We start from the raw sequence: 16,146 nt of genomic DNA, 5'->3' as shown, positions 1-16,146 counted from the left end.
AGATCGACCAGAAGCCCGTGGCGGGGGGCCGATGCCTTATGGGGACTAGTTCTCGCGCCTGACGCGGATCGACGGCTGGCCGTTGAACGAGGCGAAGTAGGACCCCATTGCGGCGCGGCGGATCCGCACCTTGGTCCCGGACCTCGGCCCGACCGCCACGGGCTTCTGGTCGATCTGGGCCCAGCTTGCGCCGTCCTCGAGCGTGAAGCGCCATCCGCCGTCCGCTGTACGCCCCGTCCCGCGGACGACCGCTTCGATCTCCTTGATCTCGTCCTTCTCGTCTTCCTTGTCGCCACCGCCAAAGATCTTGAGTGACGGCAGTGTGAAGCCGAACAATCCACGGCGCGCTTCGCGGACCTGCTGCTTGTCGACGATGACGACCTCGCGCTGCTTCTCCGCGGTCTCGAGCGCGCTGACCTGCGCATCATAACAGGCAAGGCGCCCGGCCGGCTCGCTGATCGCCTTGCAGTCGAGCAGGTGCTGGAATGCCTCGGCGCGGGGCTTTTCGGCATCATCCTCGCGAGCGATCGCGGGTTGCACGGCGATCAGCGCGACGAAACTGGTCAGAATGGCGGCTCGCATCATGTGGCTACTCCCCTTGGGTCATCGGACTTTTGGAGCGGGCGACGGCGCGATGCAAGAAAGACCCCTAACGCCGCCGTAACGGGTGGTCCGACTGTGTGGCATAATGGATACACACAGCCGACAACTTGGCTTTGATCCGTGATCCGACGTTTACAAGGCTGTGACCATTGGGGCATTTCGCTGCCTAGGCTGATGGGGGTGTGCCGCGCAGGGAGCGCGCGCCTCCTCCGGCAGCGAATATGTCGGGGCGAATCTTTTGCCTCGATCGCTCCAGAAAAGGGACTGGAAAGTGAGCAAATCTCTGAAATACACGAGCCTGCGCGGGGGCGTTGCGTCCCTGGCTCTGGGCTTGGCCATGATCTCGGCGCCTGCCTTTGCGCAGGACGAGCCTCAGGCCGCCGAACCGACCGAAGGTGAAGCCATCATCGTTACGGGTTCTCGCATTCCGCAGCCCAACCTTGAGTCGGCAGCGCCCGTCACCGTCGTCAACAGCGAAGACATCAAGCTGCAGGGCACGACCAAGGTCGAAGATCTGCTCAACTCGCTGCCCGGCGTTTCGGCGAGCCAGGCCTCGACGCTGTCCAACGGTTCGGACGGCACGGCCTCGGTCGACCTTCGCGGCCTCGGCACCAGCCGCACGCTGACGCTGGTCAACGGCCGCCGCCTGCTGCCCGGTGACCCGAGCCCGACCAGCGGTTCGGCTGCGGACATCAACATCATCCCCGCTTCGATCGTGAAGCGCGTCGAGGTCCTGACCGGCGGTGCGTCGTCGACCTATGGTGCGGACGCGGTCGCGGGCGTCGTCAACTTCATCATGGATACCGATTTCGAAGGTATCCGGTTCGACGGCCAGTACAGCTTCTATCAGCACGAAAACCGCAACAAGCTCATGCCGCCGCTGCTCGACGCACGCGCAAATGCGGGTCTTGCCGGCTATGGTTATCCGACGGGCAGTGTCGTCGACGGCGGCACCTTTGACGGCACCGTCTCGATCGGCACCAAGTTCGACGACGGGCGCGGCCACGCGGTTGTCTATTTCGGCTACCGCAAGGCGAAGCCGATCCTGCAGGCGCGTCGCGATTTCAGCGCGTGCACCCTGCAGAACACCGGCGCCGGCGCCCCGCGCTGCGGCGGTTCGGCGACTTCTGATAACGGCAACGTGATCATCTTCGACGACTTCGGTGGTGCGGCCGCGACGTCGACGATCTACACCTTCGGCCCCGGCGGCGCGTTCAACAACTCGACCACGCTCTACAACTTCGCGCCGACGAACCACTTCCAGCGTCCGGACGAGCGTTACACGGCCGGCCTGTTCGCGAACTACGAGATCAACGACTCGATCAAGCCGTATCTCGAATTCATGTTCATGGATGACCGCACCGTCGCGCAGATCGCGCCTTCGGGTGACTTCGGCAACACGCTGACGATCAACTGCGACAACCCGCTGATGTCGGCGGCGCAGCGCGATATCATCTGTGGCGCCAACGGTCAGGAAAACCTGATCAACGGCTTCCTCGGCACCTTCCCGCTGGCGGTTGGCGCGCCGTACAACCCCAATCCGGGTGCTGCGCCGATCGATTTCGTCGATTCGCTGGGCACGACCTACAACCAGGGGTTCTTCCAGCTGCTGCGTCGTAACGTCGAGGGCGGTCCGCGCCGTAACGACCTGCAGCACACCAACTATCGCGCGGTGATCGGCTCGAAGGGTGATCTCGGCGATGCGTGGTCGTACGACGCATATTATCAATATGGCCGTTCGAACTACACCCAGGTCTATTCGAACGAGTTCTCCGTGGCGCGTCTCAATCGTGCACTCAACGTCATCATTGATCCTCGTGCGACCAGCCCGACCTTCGGTCAGGTGGTTTGTCGTTCGGTCATCGATGGCAGCGATCCGAACTGCGTGCCCTACAACATCTTCAACGGTGCCGGCGGCGCAAGCGCTGCGTCGGTGGCCTATCTGGGGGCCACCGGCTTCCAGAAGGGCCAGACTTCGGAGCAGGTTGCGAGCGCCTCGTTCACCGGTCTGCTCGGCGAATATGGCTTCCAGACCCCCTGGGCCGAAGACGGTATCGGCATCAACGTCGGTGTGGAATGGCGCAAGGAGTCGCTGGACCTCAACACCGACAATGCCTTCCAGACGGGTGATCTCACCGGTCAGGGCGGCGCGACGCTGCCGCTTTCGGGCAACTTCCGCGTCTATGACCTGTTCGGCGAAGTCCAGATCCCGGTGGTGCAGGACAGCTTCATCCACGATCTGTCGATCAACGCCGGCTACCGCAAGTCGTGGTACAAGACGAGCGCCGACCGCAAGTACGACACCGACACCTACAAGGTCGGCGTCGAGCTCGCCCCGATCCCGGATATCCGCCTGCGCGGCGCCTATAACCGGGCCGTCCGTGCACCGAACATCCAGGAACTGTTCGCCACCAACACCGTGGGCCTGAACGGCGCCGACGATCCTTGCGCGGGTATCACCATTACCGCGACGGATTATGGCTGTCTTGCGCAGGGTCTGCTCGTTGGTCAGCGGACCGCGGCCAACCCGGCGGGCCAGTATAACGGCCTGATCGGCGGCAACCCCGACCTGCAGCCCGAAAAGGCGACGACCAAGACCGTCGGCGTCGTGCTTCAGCCGAGCTTCCTGCCGCGCTTCGCGCTGACCGTCGACTATTTCGACATCAAGGTCGACAACGCGATCCGCGCCTTCGGTCAGGATTCGATCCTGAAGGACTGCGTCGACAACTCCACTGCCACCTCCACGGCTGCATCGTGCGACCTCGTCAATCGTGACGCGGCCGGCTCGATCTGGCTGACGCCGGGCGGCTTTGTCACCGATCTGCCGAACAACGTCGGCAAGGTTCGGACCAAGGGTATCGAGGTCAATGGCTCGTATTCGCACAGCCTGAGCTTCGGTACGCTGTCGGCGAGCTTCATCGGTACCTATCTCGACAAGTACAGGGTCGATAACGGCCTGACCGAGCCCTATGACTGCGCCGGCCTCTATGGCCCGACCTGCAGCGCCGGCGGCACCACCCAGTCGGGTGCACCGCTGCCCAAGTGGCGTCACAAGGCACGCGTGTCGCTTAACACCGAATCCGGTATCGGCGTCTCGCTGCAGTGGCGCATGATCGGCAAGGTGACGGCGGAGACCCTGGAAGACAACAGCTCGCTTCAGGGCGACTTCAACTTCGATCCGGGTCTGCACATCGGGGCGAAGCACTATTTCGACCTCGCCACCAGCCTTGCGATCGGCGACAACTACAGCTTCCGTCTGGGCGTGAACAACATTCTCGACAGCCAGCCGCCGCTGGTGACCTCGGGCAATGCTGCTCGCTCGGGTTCGAACCTGTGCCCGACCGGACCCTGCAACGGCAACACTTATCCGGCCACCTGGGATGCGCTGGGCCGCTACGTCTATGCAGGCGTGACGCTCAACTTCTAAAGGTCGATCGGCTTACGATCCTGGGGCGGTGGGTCTTCGGACCCGCCGCCCCTTCTTTTTGGGCGCGATCTGCGGCAATACGCAATCCGATTGCATTGGCGCTCCGGAACCGCTCAAACAGCAATGTGGCTACTGCAACAAATATGCTCGATTCAAAGACTGCTGACGTGCTCCGACAGGCGATGGGTGCCGCCCAGGCGGGTGACCTGCAACGCGCCCGCCAGCTCGCCGAGGGCGCGCTGGTCCAGGGCGGCGACACCGTCGCGCTCAACGCCTTTCTCGGGATGCTGCGCGCGCGATCGGGCGACGTCGCCGGCGCGATCCGGCACTTGAAGGCGGCGCATGCGGGGCGGCCCGATGACACCACGATCGCCTGCAATCTGATCGCCGCGCTGATCGACACGGGTGACCTGAATGGCGCGCTCGACGTCGCCACGAGCAAGCTCGCATTTTCCGACGGCTCGCTGCGCATCGCGCGCTATCGTGGCTTCATCGCGCAATCGCTCGACCAGTTTGCCGAGGCGGTGGAAGCCTATGAATATGTGATCGAGCGCGCCCCCAGGGACTTCGAAAGCTGGAACAATCTCGGCAATGCACGATCGGCCGTCGGCGACTTTGCCGGCAGTGTCGCGGCGCTGGAGCACGCGGTGGCGCTCGACCCGTTGGCATCCCCGACGCGGTTGAACCTCGCCAATGCGTTGCGCGCGGCGGATCGTAGCGACGAGGCCGAAAAGGTCCTGCGCACGGCGGCGGACGATTTTCCCGACGATGCGCGCGCGCTCAACGAACTCTACGTCCATTTCAAGCGTCAGTCGCGTCAGGATGAAGCGCTGCCCGTGCTCGAGGAGGCCGTTCGCCGCGATCCGAAGGATCCCGATCTTCAGCTGAAACTCGGCATCGAATATGGGCTGGTGAACCGTATCGTGGAGGCCGAACGCGCCTTTCGCGACGCGATCACGCTCAACCCCGTCATTTCGGATGCCTATCTCGGCCTCGTCATCCAGTATGAGCATACCAATCGCGAAGACGAATTCGCACCCTTGATCGCGCTTGCCGAGGCCAATGGCGTTGATGAGGGGACGCTCGGCTTCCTCCGCGCGATGGAAGATCGCCGGCTGGGACGCTTCGAAACCGCACTGGAAAATCTGGCGTTGGTGCCGGCGGCGACCGAACCCGAGCGCAGCGCCCATCTTCGCGCGACCGTGCTCGACCGTCTTGGGAGGACCGATGAAGCCTTTGCGGGTTTCGAAGAAACCGCCCGGCTGCATCAGGCCCATCCGACCCAACCGTTGAAGCGCGCAGCCGAGCTTCGCAACGAAATCCGGCGGGAAATCGACATCCTCACGCCCGATTGGGTCGCAGGCTGGCATCCGGCGCAACCCGCGACGGATGGATATTCCGATCCCGTGTTTCTCGTCGGCTTCCCGCGATCGGGCACGACGCTGCTCGATACGATCCTGATGGGCCATCCGGGAGCCACGGTCCTCGAGGAACAGCCGCCGCTCAACCTGGTCGACACGACGATCGGCGGGATGGAAAAGCTGGCGGCACTCGACGACGCCGGAATCGCGGATGCGCGCGCGCGCTATTTCGAAGAGGTCAACAAGATCGAGCCTTTTGGCGGCTCGACTCTGCTCGTCGACAAGTCGCCGCTGTTCCTGCAGAAGGTGCCACTGATCCAGCGGCTGTTTCCCAAAGCGCGCTTCATCCTCGCGCTGCGGCATCCCTGCGATGTGCTGCTCAGCTGCTTCATGAGCAATTTCCGGCTCAATGCCGCGATGTCCAACTTCCTTCGCCTTGAGGACGCCGCCGAACTCTACGATCTCACTTTCCGGCACTGGGAGCGTGCGACCGCACTGTTGCCCGCAAGCATCCATGCGATCGTCTATGAAAGGCTCGTCGAGGATGTCGCGACGGAGGTGCGCCCGCTGTTCGATTTCCTCGGCCTTGAATGGCACGATGACGCGCTCGATCACCAGCGCACCGCCAAGTCGCGCGGCCTCATCACGACCGCGAGCTATTCGCAGGTCACAGAGCCGATCTACAAGCGCGCCGCGGGGCGGTGGCAGCGCTATCGCAAGCACCTCGAACCCATCTTCCCGACGCTTGAGCCCTGGGTCGAGAAGTTCGGCTACTCGCTTTGAGCAGCGACCTGCCTTCGCTGCTTGCGGAAGCCGACCGCGCATCCGTCTCGCAGGATTTTGGCCGGGCTCAGGCGTTGCTGCGGCAGGCCGCCGATGCGCGGCCCGATGATGCGTCGATCCTTTTGAAGCTTGCCGGCGTCAGCCGGGCCGCGGGGCAACCGCGCGTCGCGCTTGATGCCATCCACCGCGCGCTCGCGCTCGCGCCGCTCGATTTCACCGCGTTGCTGATGAAGGCCAGCCTGCTCGATCGGATCGACGATCCTTCGGCGGGTGAGGCTTGGGGACATGCGCTCGCGCAACGCCCCGATGGCGAGCTGCCGCCGCAGCTCATGGCGGTGCTGGCGCAGGGCGAGCAGCGCTATGAAGCGTGGCGCAATGCGCGCGAAGACCTTTTGAAAGCCGCGATGGCGACGGTCGAGCTGGGCGCAGAGGAAGAGGAGCAGCGGCGCATCGATCGCTTCCGCAGCAACTTCCTGCGCAAGACACGCCATTATCACAGCGAGCCCACTCATTTTCACTTTCCCGGGCTGTCTGAGCGCGAATTCCATCCACGTCGCCTTTTCCCCTGGCTCGGCGAGCTCGAGGCCGCGACCGACATCATCGCCGCAGAGCTTGAAGCGGCTATGGGGGCCGAGCGCGCGGAGCTGGTTCCATACATCCAATATGCCGATCACCAACCGCTCGACCAGTGGAAGGCGCTGAACCGCAATCCCGACTGGACCGCGATCCATCTGTGGCAGAATGGCCGGCAGATCGAAGCCAATGCGCGTCATTGTCCGCGCACGGTGGCGCTGCTTGACCGCATCGGTCAGCCGCACGTTCCCGGCGCATCGCCCAATGCAATGTTTTCGCTGCTCGCGCCGGGCACCGCGATCCCGCCGCATGTCGGCGTCAGCAATGCGCGGCTCGTCTGCCACCTGCCGCTCATCGTGCCGGAGGGCTGCTGGTTCCGGGTTGGCGCGGAGACGCGCTACTGGCGCCGCGGTCAGGCATTTGTGTTCGACGACACCATCGAGCATGAGGCAATGAATCCGAGCGATCAGCTGCGCGTCGTGTTCATATTCGACCTGTGGCATCCTGATCTCAGCGCCGTCGAGCGCGAGGCGGTGACCGCGCTCATCGCTGCCGCCGGCGCGCCTTCCGCGGGTCTGTGAGTTTCGAAGCGGCGCTCGCCGCGATTGCTCGCGGCCCGGCAGATGCCGAGATGCTGGACGATCTGGCGCGGCTCGCGCTTGCCGAGGGAGAGGAGCAGCGCGCGATCCCGCTCATCGAACGCGCTGCGCGGCAGCGTGCGGACGCGCGGTTGTGGCAATGGACCGGGCTGCTCCAGCGCGCGCTCGACGAGCATGAGGCGGCGCTTGTCTCTTTCGCGCAGGCGGCGCGGCTTGCTCCTTCCGATGCCAGCGTCGCGCACGGCCATGCGCATGTTGCGCTTGAGGCCGGCCTCGATGCGGTCGCGCTGTTTGAACGCGCGCGCGATCTTGCTCCCCCCAAAGGCGATGTCCTGACCGGGCTCGCCGCAGCACGGATGGCTGCAGGACAGGGGGAGCAGGCCGCGGCGGAGCTCGAGGCGATCCTGGCGCAGGTTCCGCTGTGGCTGCAGGGGCATGCGCAGCTTGCCCAACTCCGCGCAACGACGGGACATCCCGAACTGGCGCGCGCCTCATTCGAGCGGGCGCTGGGCGGTTTGCCCCGCGATGTTGCGTTATGGCACGCGCTGTTCGATCTGGATCTTCGCAGCGAGGATTATACCGGCCTCAGCGACGATCTCGCTCGCGCCGCGAGCGCCGGGGTGCCGGCCGACCTCTGCGCGGAATATGCCGCGATCGCGGCCGCCGAACTCGGACAGGTCGATCAGGCCGACACACTGTTCGAGGCGCTGCCCGACGAAGCATCAGCCGTCTGGCGCATACGCCATTTGCTGCGGACGGGGCGCGCCGAGCGCGCGGTCCCGCTCATCGATCGCGAGCTGGCTACCGATCGCGCTGCGGCGATCTGGCCCTATGCCGCCGCAGCATGGCGACTGACGGGCGATCCGCGCAGTGCCTGGCTCGAACGCGACGGTCAGCTGGTGGCGGTCACCGACCTTGGCGAAGCGCTCCCCGCGCTCGACGACCTCGCCGCGCATCTGCGCGCGCTGCACGTCGCCAGGGGCGAATATCTCGATCAATCCGTGCGCGGCGGGACGCAGACCGACGGCCCTTTGCTCAGCCGCATCGATCCCGTGCTGCGCGCGACACGCGCCGCCATCGTGCGCGCGGTTGAAAGCTATCTCGCCGCCCTCCCCGCGCACGACCCCGCGCATCCGTTGCTTGGACCGGGGCGCGATCGTCGGATCCGCTTTTCGGGAAGCTGGTCGGTCAGGCTGCGCGGGGCGGGGCATCATGCCAATCATGTGCATCCCGAGGGCTGGATCAGCTCGGCGCTCTATGTCGCACTCCCTCAACGCACGCCCGGCGAGCAACCGCACGCCGGCTGGCTGACGCTGGGCGAGCCGCAAGCCGAGCTGGGCCTCGACCTGCCGCCGACGCGCATGATCGAGCCCCAGCTGGGGCGGCTGGTGCTGTTCCCCTCATGGATGTGGCACGGGACGCGGCCCTTTGGGCAGGGCGAACGGTTGACCGTCGCGTTTGACGTGGCGCCGCCGCGCTGACAGCGCGCTGTCGCTGGTCGAAAAACTCTTGGCCTGCGTCCCCGAATGCGGCAGGTTCGACTTCACATCGAGTTTCGAAAGGATTGAGAATGAAGCCAATTGCGCGACTGGCTGTGGTGGGAGCCATGATCGCCTATGCGCTGGCAGTTCCGGCGATGGCCGAGCAAGGAACTGCTTCCAAGCCGAAGAAGGGCGATCCGGACGAGGTCGTCTGCGAGAAACAGGAAGTTCTGGGCAGCCGGCTGGCGGTGAAGAAGGTGTGCATGACGCGCGCGCAGTGGGCCGAGCAACGGCGCGCCGACCGCGACACGGTCGACAGGTCCCAGTTGAATTCCTGCATGCCCGGGGCGGGTTGTTGAGGCGCACAGCGTTCCTCTGACGGAGCGGCCCGTTCCGCTCCGATCCTTCTGGCAATCGGGATGATATGGCCAGTGTATCCGCCCGAGTTGCGGGCGCCGGAGGTGTGCGCCAACGACGGCGCACACCGCGCTTGAACCGATCCCGCCATTCTGACAGGAATCGCTTTCTGCGGCCGCATCGACGCAAGTGCGTCATAATCCACAGAATTTTACATTTTGCACGCCAGGTCTGACGGGGGCTCAGCGCCGCCCGCGCGATCGCAGTGGTCCATTTTCAAGCCATATTGATTGGCGATCAAACCTATTAATCTGCGGTTCATGTGCGAAGCACTGGCTCGGGGCAGAACTGTTGCAAAAATGTGACGCTATCCCGATTCTCTTGCTGTTCTGCGGAATGCCTAAATTTACAGCGCCGGAAATCTGCTTCATTGGACCGCCACCGCGTAGTGGCCCTTGGGTTTGCTGCGTCCGGTGGCCAGAAGGTCCGGAACGACTCTCGTTCCAAATTAGTATTGTACAAAAGGAATTGCGTCCTAATGAACAAGCGTTTGTTGCGTCTCCGGACGGGTGCCGCGCATCTGGCACTCGGTTTGACCATCGTGTCCATCCCCGCCTTTGCCCAGGAAGCGCCCCAGCCTTCGGATGAACCCGAGGCGATCGTCGTCACCGGTTCGCGTATCGCACGGCCCGACCTTGAGGCGGCCAGCCCCGTCGCGGTCGTCAGCGGCGACGAGTTCAAGCTCCAAGCAACCACCAACGTCGAAAACATCCTAAACGATCTTCCCCAGGTTGTCGGCTCGTCCAGCGGTTCGTCCAACAACCCCGGCGGCGGCGTCGCCACCGTAGATCTGCGCGGCCTCGGCACGCAGCGCACGCTCGTTCTCGTCGATGGCCGTCGCTATGTCGCGTATGACGTTAACCAGGTCGTCGACCTCAACACCATTCCGCAGGCGCTGATCGAGCGCGTCGACGTCGTGACCGGCGGCCGTTCGGCGGTCTATGGTTCGGACGCGATCGCGGGCGTCGTCAACTTCATTACCAAGCACGACTTCCAGGGCTTCGAGCTCAACTCGACCTACGAGCTCGCCGATCGTGGCGACGGTGGCCGCTTCAACGTCAACGGCACGATCGGCGGCAACTTCGACGACGGCCGCGGCAACGTCACTCTCTCGGTCGACTATTACAAGCGCAAGCCGATCTTCGCGGGCGCACGCCCCTGGTCGCGCAACAGCTTCAACGACAACCAGGACGGCACGTTCAGCCCGGGTGGTTCGGGTTCGGTGCCGCAGGGCCGCATCAACATTCCGGGGCTCGGCGCACTGCTCGGCTTCACGACCGACAATGTCGACTTCGCGCCCGATGGCAGCGTGACGCCGTACAATTCGTCGACCGACGCCTACAACACCAACCCGGTGAACTACCTCCAGGTGCCGCAGGAGCGCTTCCTCGTCGCGGCGCAGGGCCAGTATGAGGTCAGCAGCCTCTTCACGCCCTATTTCGAGGCGCAGTTCATCAACAACCGCGTCGACAACCAGCTTGCCGCGACCCCGATCTCGAACAACACGCCGCGTGGCTCGGGCCTCAATGCCGGTGCGCTTGGACCGCTCCAGTTCCAGGTCGCGTCGCCCTTCTTCGCTCCGCAGCTTCAGGCCGCGCTGGCGCAGCTCGACACCGATGGTGACGGCTATGTGAGCGCCCCGAGCTATGGCTTCCGCACGCTCGGCCTCGGCGGCCGCGTCAACAAGGATGACCGCAATGCGTATCGCATGGTCGTCGGTGCCAAGGGCGATATCGGCGCGGGCTGGAACTACGACGCCTATTACATGTACGCCCGCACCAAGAACTCGCAGCGTCAGAGCGGCAACGTCGCGCTGTCGAGCCTGATCGCGGCCACGCAGACGGCGTTCCAGAATCCGACCACGGGTGCGATCTCGGCGACGCCGTTCGCGGGCGTTCCGAATGGCGGCAACCTGGTCTGCGCCTCGGCTGATGCGCGTGCGCAGGGTTGCGTTCCGGCGAACCTGTTCGGCCTGAACAACCTCAGCCCCGAAGCAGCGGCCTATCTGGGCGTCGATTCGACCAACCTCGAACAGTACACGACCCAGGTCGCGAGTGCGTCGATCACCAACGGCAACCTGTTCGATCTCGGCGCTGGCGCCGCGGGCATCGCGCTGGGTGCCGAATGGCGCAGCGAGCACGGCAGCGTGACCCCCGACACCTTCCTGTCGTCGGGCAACGTCGCGGGCTTCAACCCGGGTGCCCCCACCGCGGGCGGCTATTCGGTGACCGACCTGTTCGCCGAAGTGAACGTGCCGCTGCTGGCGGACACCTTCATCGACAAGTTCGAGGTCAATGGTGCGGCACGCTACTCGCACTATTCGAACGCTCCGGGCAGCGTCTTCACCTGGTCGGCGGGTGCGCTGGCGCAGGTGGTCAAGGACCTTGGTTTCCGCGGTCAGTATCAGCGCGCGATCCGCGGCCCCAGCGTCTATGAGCTGTTCCTCGGCCAGACCGTCAGCTTCGAGGGTCAGAATGATCCTTGCGGCAATACCGGCCTGTCGCAGACCGTCATCGATCGCTGCATCGCGACTGGCGTTCCCGCGAACCTGGTGGGCAACCCCAACGTCAATGACCCCGATCAGGTTAACCCGCCGAGCTATCTGAGCGGCAACCCCGATCTGCGCGAGGAAAAGTCGAAGACCTGGACGATCGGCGGCGTGCTGACGCCGGGCTTCCTCCCCGGCTTCAGCGCCACCGTCGATTACTACAATATCACGATCGACGGCTATATCGGCACCGTGGGCCAGGCGAACATCTTCGACGCCTGCTACAACCAGGGTATCGAGGATTTCTGCGACCTGTTCACGCGCAACAGCCTGGGCCAGGTCGACAAGATCATCGACGCCCGCCAGAACTCGGGTGGCCTGAAGACCGACGGTATCGACGTGACTGCGGGTTACCGCTTCACGCTGCCGGCCTTCTTCGGCGCCGAGGAGCCCAAGCTGTCGTTCAACTTCTCGGGTACGCGCGTGTTCAACTATGAGTTCACGCCCGTCACCGGCCTGGACATCGTCAACGAATGCGCGGGCAAGTTCGGCAACACCTGCGGCAACTCGGTGCAGCAGCCGCTTCCCAAGTGGCGGCACTCGCTGCGCACCACGCTGGTGACCGGTCCGATCACGACCTCGATCCAGTGGCGTTACTTCGGCAAGGTCCGCGACGACAATCCGGACATCCAGTTCGCCGCCGAAGTGCTGAAAGCGCAGAACTATTTCGACCTGTCGGTCGGCGCCGACGTGCTTGACAACCTCAAACTGACTGCGGCCGTGAACAACGTCTTCGACAAGAAGCCGCCGTTCGTGATCAGCGCGCAGACGGGTGGCAATGGCGAGCAGTCGAACACCTTCCCGAGCGTGTACGACGTCTATGGCCGTTACCTCTCGGTTGGCGCCTCGCTGCGCTTCTAAGCGCAAGCCCGTGTGACAAAAGGGGTGGGCGGGGCTTCGGCTCCGCCCTTTTTCTTATGGGGTTTCGTGTCGCCTTTCGCGTGAAGGCGACGGGGCGTCAGTCCGGCTTGCCCGAACGGAGCCAGCCGGTGATGGCGAGACGCAATGCAGGCGCAAAGGATGCGACCTGGCTGACGCTGTGTGGCTGCGGCACGGTGAACAGGTTGAGCGCGTTGAAGCGCGGCGCAAAGCCGCGCTCGATCAGCCCGTCCGGCCCGTGGAAGAGCAGCAGCCCGCCCCATTCGGCGCGCCAGTTTTCGCTCAGCGACAGCACATAGGCGGCGTGGCGGTTCTTGCCCGCGACCGCGTCGTCATGCGCCGTGAGCAGATGGCCGGGGCCGTAGCGTGTCGCCTGAGCGTCGGCGAAGCTGGGTGCATCCGAGCCGGTGATATGACGCAATGCAGCGAGTACCCGCGGCGACGACAGGAAAGCGGCGAAGCGGTCCAGCGGGCTCGCCACAACGCCGCGTTCGGGCACGCGGATATTCTCGAAGCAGAACTGGAAGCCGTCGCGCGCCGAGTCCGCGACCGCGGCGCCGAGCCGCGTGCGCTGTTCGGGAGTCAGTTGCCGCTGCGCTTCGGCATCGAGCTCGAAGGTCTTCGCGCCCGAATTGAGCACCAGCGTCCAGTCCGTCCGCGCTGCAAGATGGCGCTGCAGAGCGCGCGCATCGTCATCGGCGAGGAAGGGCGCGATCTGCACGCGCCCTTCGGCTTCGTACACACGCCGGCAGGTCTCGACGTCGATTGCAGGGTGGAGCGAAAAGGCAGGGGCGTCGGCGGACATGCGCTGCCGGAGAGCAGGCCCGCCGGCGCCCGTCAAGCCTCCCGGGTCAGCACGAGGGCGCCGTCGCCCTCGTCGACCCTGATCCTCGATCCATCGGGAACCTCGCCCTTCAGGATCAGCTCGGCGAGCGGGTCCTGGAGGTATTTCTGGATCGCGCGCTTCAGAGGCCGTGCACCGTAGACGGGATCGTAGCCAACGCGGCCAAGCCATGCGCGCGCGGGATCGGTCAGGTCGAGCGAAACCTTGCGATCCTTGAGCAGCTTCTGGACGCGCGACACCTGGATGTCGACGATCGGGGCCATATGCTGCTGGCCGAGCCGGTGGAACAGGATGATCTCGTCGAGCCGGTTGAGGAATTCGGGGCGGAAATGGCCGCGCACGATCTCCATCACCTGCGGCTCGACATCGGCCACCGACTGGTCGTCGGTCATGCCTGCGAGATACTGGCTTCCGAGGTTCGAGGTCAGGATGATGAGCGTGTTGGAGAAATCGACCGTGCGGCCGTGACCATCGGTCAGACGACCGTCGTCGAGCACCTGGAGCAGGACGTTGAACACGTCCGAATGCGCCTTTTCGACCTCATCGAACAGCACGACCTGATAGGGGCGACGCCGGACCGCCTCGGTCAATACGCCGCCTTCCTCATAGCCGACATAGCCCGGGGGCGCGCCGATCAGCCGGGCGACCGAATGCTTCTCCATGAACTCGCTCATGTCGATGCGGACCATCGCATTGTCGTCGTCGAACAGGAATCCGGCGAGCGCCTTGGTGAGCTCGGTCTTGCCGACGCCCGTGGGGCCGAGGAAGAGGAACGAGCCGAGCGGCCGGTTGGGATCCTGAAGGCCCGCACGCGAGCGGCGGACCGCCTTGGAGACCGCCCTGACCGCGGCTTCCTGCCCGATCACGCGCCTGCCGATCATCTCCTCCATCTGGAGCAGCTTCTCGCGCTCGCCCTCGAGCATCTTGTCGACGGGAATACCCGTCCAGCGGCTGACCACCGCCGCGATGTCCTCGCTCGTCACCTCCTCGCGCAGCATCGCGCCGGCCGCGGCGCTCTCGGCGTCGGCAAGCTGCTTTTCGAGTTGCGGGATCACGCCGTAGGAGAGCTCGCCGGCCTTGGCGAGATCGCCCGAACGCTGCGCCTGCTCAAGCTGAAGCCGTGCGGCGTCGAGCTGCTCCTTGATCCGGGCCTGGCCCGCGATCTTGTCCTTCTCGGCCTGCCAGCGCTGTGTGAGCTCAGCCGATTGCTGCTCGAGATTGGCAAGATCCTCTTCGAGCGCCGCGAGCCGATCCTTCGACGCCTGGTCGGTTTCCTTCTTCAGCGCCTCGCGCTCGATCTTGAGTTGAATGATGCGCCGGTCGAGATTCTCGATCTCCTCGGGCTTGGACTCGACCTCCATGCGCAGCCGCGACGCGGCCTCATCCATCAGGTCGATCGCCTTGTCGGGCAGGAAACGGTCGGTGATGTAGCGGTTGGAAAGCGTCGCCGCCGACACGAGCGCGCCGTCGGTGATCCGCACGCCGTGGTGCAGCTCGTACTTCTCCTTGAGACCGCGCAGGATCGAGATCGTGTCCTCGACCGTCGGCTCGCCCACGAAGACCGGCTGGAAGCGCCGCTGGAGCGCAGGGTCCTTCTCCACATATTTCTGGTACTCGTCGAGCGTGGTCGCGCCGATGCAATGCAGTTCGCCGCGCGCGAGCGCGGGCTTGAGCAGATTGGACGCGTCCATCGCGCCCTCGGTCTTGCCCGCGCCGATCAGCGTATGCATCTCGTCGATGAAGAGGATGATGTCACCCTCGGCGCCGCGCACCTCGTCGAGCACGCCCTTCAGGCGCTCCTCGAACTCGCCGCGATATTTGGCGCCCGCGATCAGGCTGCCCATGTCGAGCGCCATCAGCGTGCGATCCTTGAGGCTGTCGGGCACGTCGCCATTGGCGATCCTGAGCGCGAGCCCTTCGGCGATCGCGGTCTTGCCGACGCCGGGCTCGCCGATGAGCACGGGATTGTTCTTGGTGCGGCGCGCGAGGATCTGGATCGTACGGCGGATTTCCTCGTCGCGGCCGATTACTGGGTCGAGCTTGCCGTCCTTCGCCGCCTGGGTCAGATCGCGCGCGAACTTCTTGAGCGCATCGTAGCGGTCCTCTGCCGAGGCCGTGTCGGCGGTCTTGCCCTTGCGTAGTTCATTGATCGCGGCGTTGAGCGCGTCGGCTTTCACGCCCGCGGCGGCGAGTGCCTTGCCCGCATTGGTGGTCGTCGCGAGCACAAGCGCGAGCAGCATCCGCTCGACGGTGACATAGCTGTCTCCGGCCTTCTGCGCGATCTGCTCGGCGGAATCGAGTACGCGCACCAGGTCGTTGTCGAGGCCGGGCGTCTGCTGCGCGCCGCTGCCCGAGACCGCCGGGATTTTGGCGAGCGCCTTGTCGGTCTCTGCGATCGCGGTGCCCGGATTGCCCCCGGCGGCACGGATCAGGCCGGACGCCATGCCCTGCTCATCCTCGAGCAGCGCCTTCAGCAGATGCTCCGGGCTGATCCGCTGATGGTTCATGCGGATCGCGACGGTCTGGCCAGACTGGAGGAAGCCCTTGGCGCGATCGGTGAATTTCTCGAGGTTCATGAAGCTCCCCTGTTTCGGTACGGCCGCGATATGGTGTTGCCATTTTGCAACACAA

9 protein-coding genes are annotated in these 16,146 nt (G+C 64.8%); 6 read left to right on the top strand and 3 right to left on the bottom strand.

The features are described from left to right. Positions 1-45: 45 nt before the first annotated feature. Positions 46-585: a hypothetical protein gene (locus AC3WJD_RS10855; RefSeq protein WP_492746640.1), complete on the bottom strand. Its 540-nt coding sequence runs from the start codon at positions 583-585 to the stop codon at positions 46-48. Positions 586-874: 289 nt separating this feature from the next. On the opposite strand from AC3WJD_RS10855, the gene AC3WJD_RS10850 reads away from it, so the two are divergent. The 6 genes from AC3WJD_RS10850 to AC3WJD_RS10825 all read left to right on the top strand — a co-directional run bounded on the left by AC3WJD_RS10850 (position 875) and on the right by AC3WJD_RS10825 (position 12,653). Further along, positions 875-4,030, top strand: coding sequence for a TonB-dependent receptor domain-containing protein (locus tag AC3WJD_RS10850; protein WP_492746639.1), 3,156 nt, complete (start codon positions 875-877; stop codon positions 4,028-4,030). A 167-nt stretch (positions 4,031-4,197) separates the two neighbouring features. Next, positions 4,198-6,174 carry a tetratricopeptide repeat-containing sulfotransferase family protein gene (locus tag AC3WJD_RS10845; protein ID WP_492746638.1) on the top strand — a complete coding sequence of 659 codons (1,977 nt, stop codon included), beginning with the start codon at positions 4,198-4,200 and terminating at the stop codon, positions 6,172-6,174. After that, the gene (locus tag AC3WJD_RS10840) at positions 6,171-7,328 is read left to right on the top strand and encodes an aspartyl/asparaginyl beta-hydroxylase domain-containing protein (protein WP_492746637.1); all 1,158 of its coding nucleotides are present in this window, start codon (positions 6,171-6,173) and stop codon (positions 7,326-7,328) included. The genes AC3WJD_RS10845 and AC3WJD_RS10840 overlap by 4 nt, the downstream gene beginning before the upstream one ends. Beyond that, complete coding sequence (locus AC3WJD_RS10835; protein WP_492746636.1) at positions 7,325-8,827, top strand: 2OG-Fe(II) oxygenase family protein; 1,503 nt, start codon at positions 7,325-7,327, stop codon at positions 8,825-8,827. The genes AC3WJD_RS10840 and AC3WJD_RS10835 overlap by 4 nt, the downstream gene beginning before the upstream one ends. A gap of 89 nt (positions 8,828-8,916) precedes the next feature. After that, positions 8,917-9,186: a hypothetical protein gene (locus tag AC3WJD_RS10830; RefSeq protein ID WP_492746635.1), complete on the top strand. Its 270-nt coding sequence runs from the start codon at positions 8,917-8,919 to the stop codon at positions 9,184-9,186. Between the two features lie 536 nt (positions 9,187-9,722). After that, positions 9,723-12,653, top strand: coding sequence for a TonB-dependent receptor domain-containing protein (locus tag AC3WJD_RS10825; protein ID WP_492746634.1), 2,931 nt, complete (start codon positions 9,723-9,725; stop codon positions 12,651-12,653). A 97-nt stretch (positions 12,654-12,750) separates the two neighbouring features. Here AC3WJD_RS10825 and AC3WJD_RS10820 read toward each other — a convergent pair whose 3' ends face one another. Together AC3WJD_RS10820 and clpB are read right to left on the bottom strand one after the other, a co-directional pair. Next, the gene (locus AC3WJD_RS10820; protein WP_492746633.1) at positions 12,751-13,476 is read right to left on the bottom strand and encodes a 2OG-Fe(II) oxygenase; all 726 of its coding nucleotides are present in this window, start codon (positions 13,474-13,476) and stop codon (positions 12,751-12,753) included. A gap of 32 nt (positions 13,477-13,508) precedes the next feature. Further along, positions 13,509-16,091, bottom strand: coding sequence for an ATP-dependent chaperone ClpB (gene clpB / locus AC3WJD_RS10815; protein WP_492746632.1), 2,583 nt, complete (start codon positions 16,089-16,091; stop codon positions 13,509-13,511). Positions 16,092-16,146 lie beyond the last annotated feature (55 nt).

It is taken from the genome of Sphingobium sp. FW306-1B-F04DB, assembly GCF_058781925.1.
Note: the sequence above shows the minus strand (reverse complement) of the source record. Positions and strands in the feature narration are given on the sequence as shown.

What these genes read in the sequence shown, in the direction of transcription:
- AC3WJD_RS10855 (WP_492746640.1), bottom strand. Translation starts at nt 585, where the DNA reads ATGATGCGAGCCGCCATTCTGACCAGTTTCGTCGCGCTGATCGCCGTG.
- AC3WJD_RS10830 (WP_492746635.1), top strand. Translation starts at nt 8,917, where the DNA reads ATGAAGCCAATTGCGCGACTGGCTGTGGTGGGAGCCATGATCGCCTAT.
- AC3WJD_RS10825 (WP_492746634.1), top strand. Translation starts at nt 9,723, where the DNA reads ATGAACAAGCGTTTGTTGCGTCTCCGGACGGGTGCCGCGCATCTGGCA.
- AC3WJD_RS10820 (WP_492746633.1), bottom strand. Translation starts at nt 13,476, where the DNA reads ATGTCCGCCGACGCCCCTGCCTTTTCGCTCCACCCTGCAATCGACGTC.
- clpB (WP_492746632.1), bottom strand. Translation starts at nt 16,091, where the DNA reads ATGAACCTCGAGAAATTCACCGATCGCGCCAAGGGCTTCCTCCAGTCT.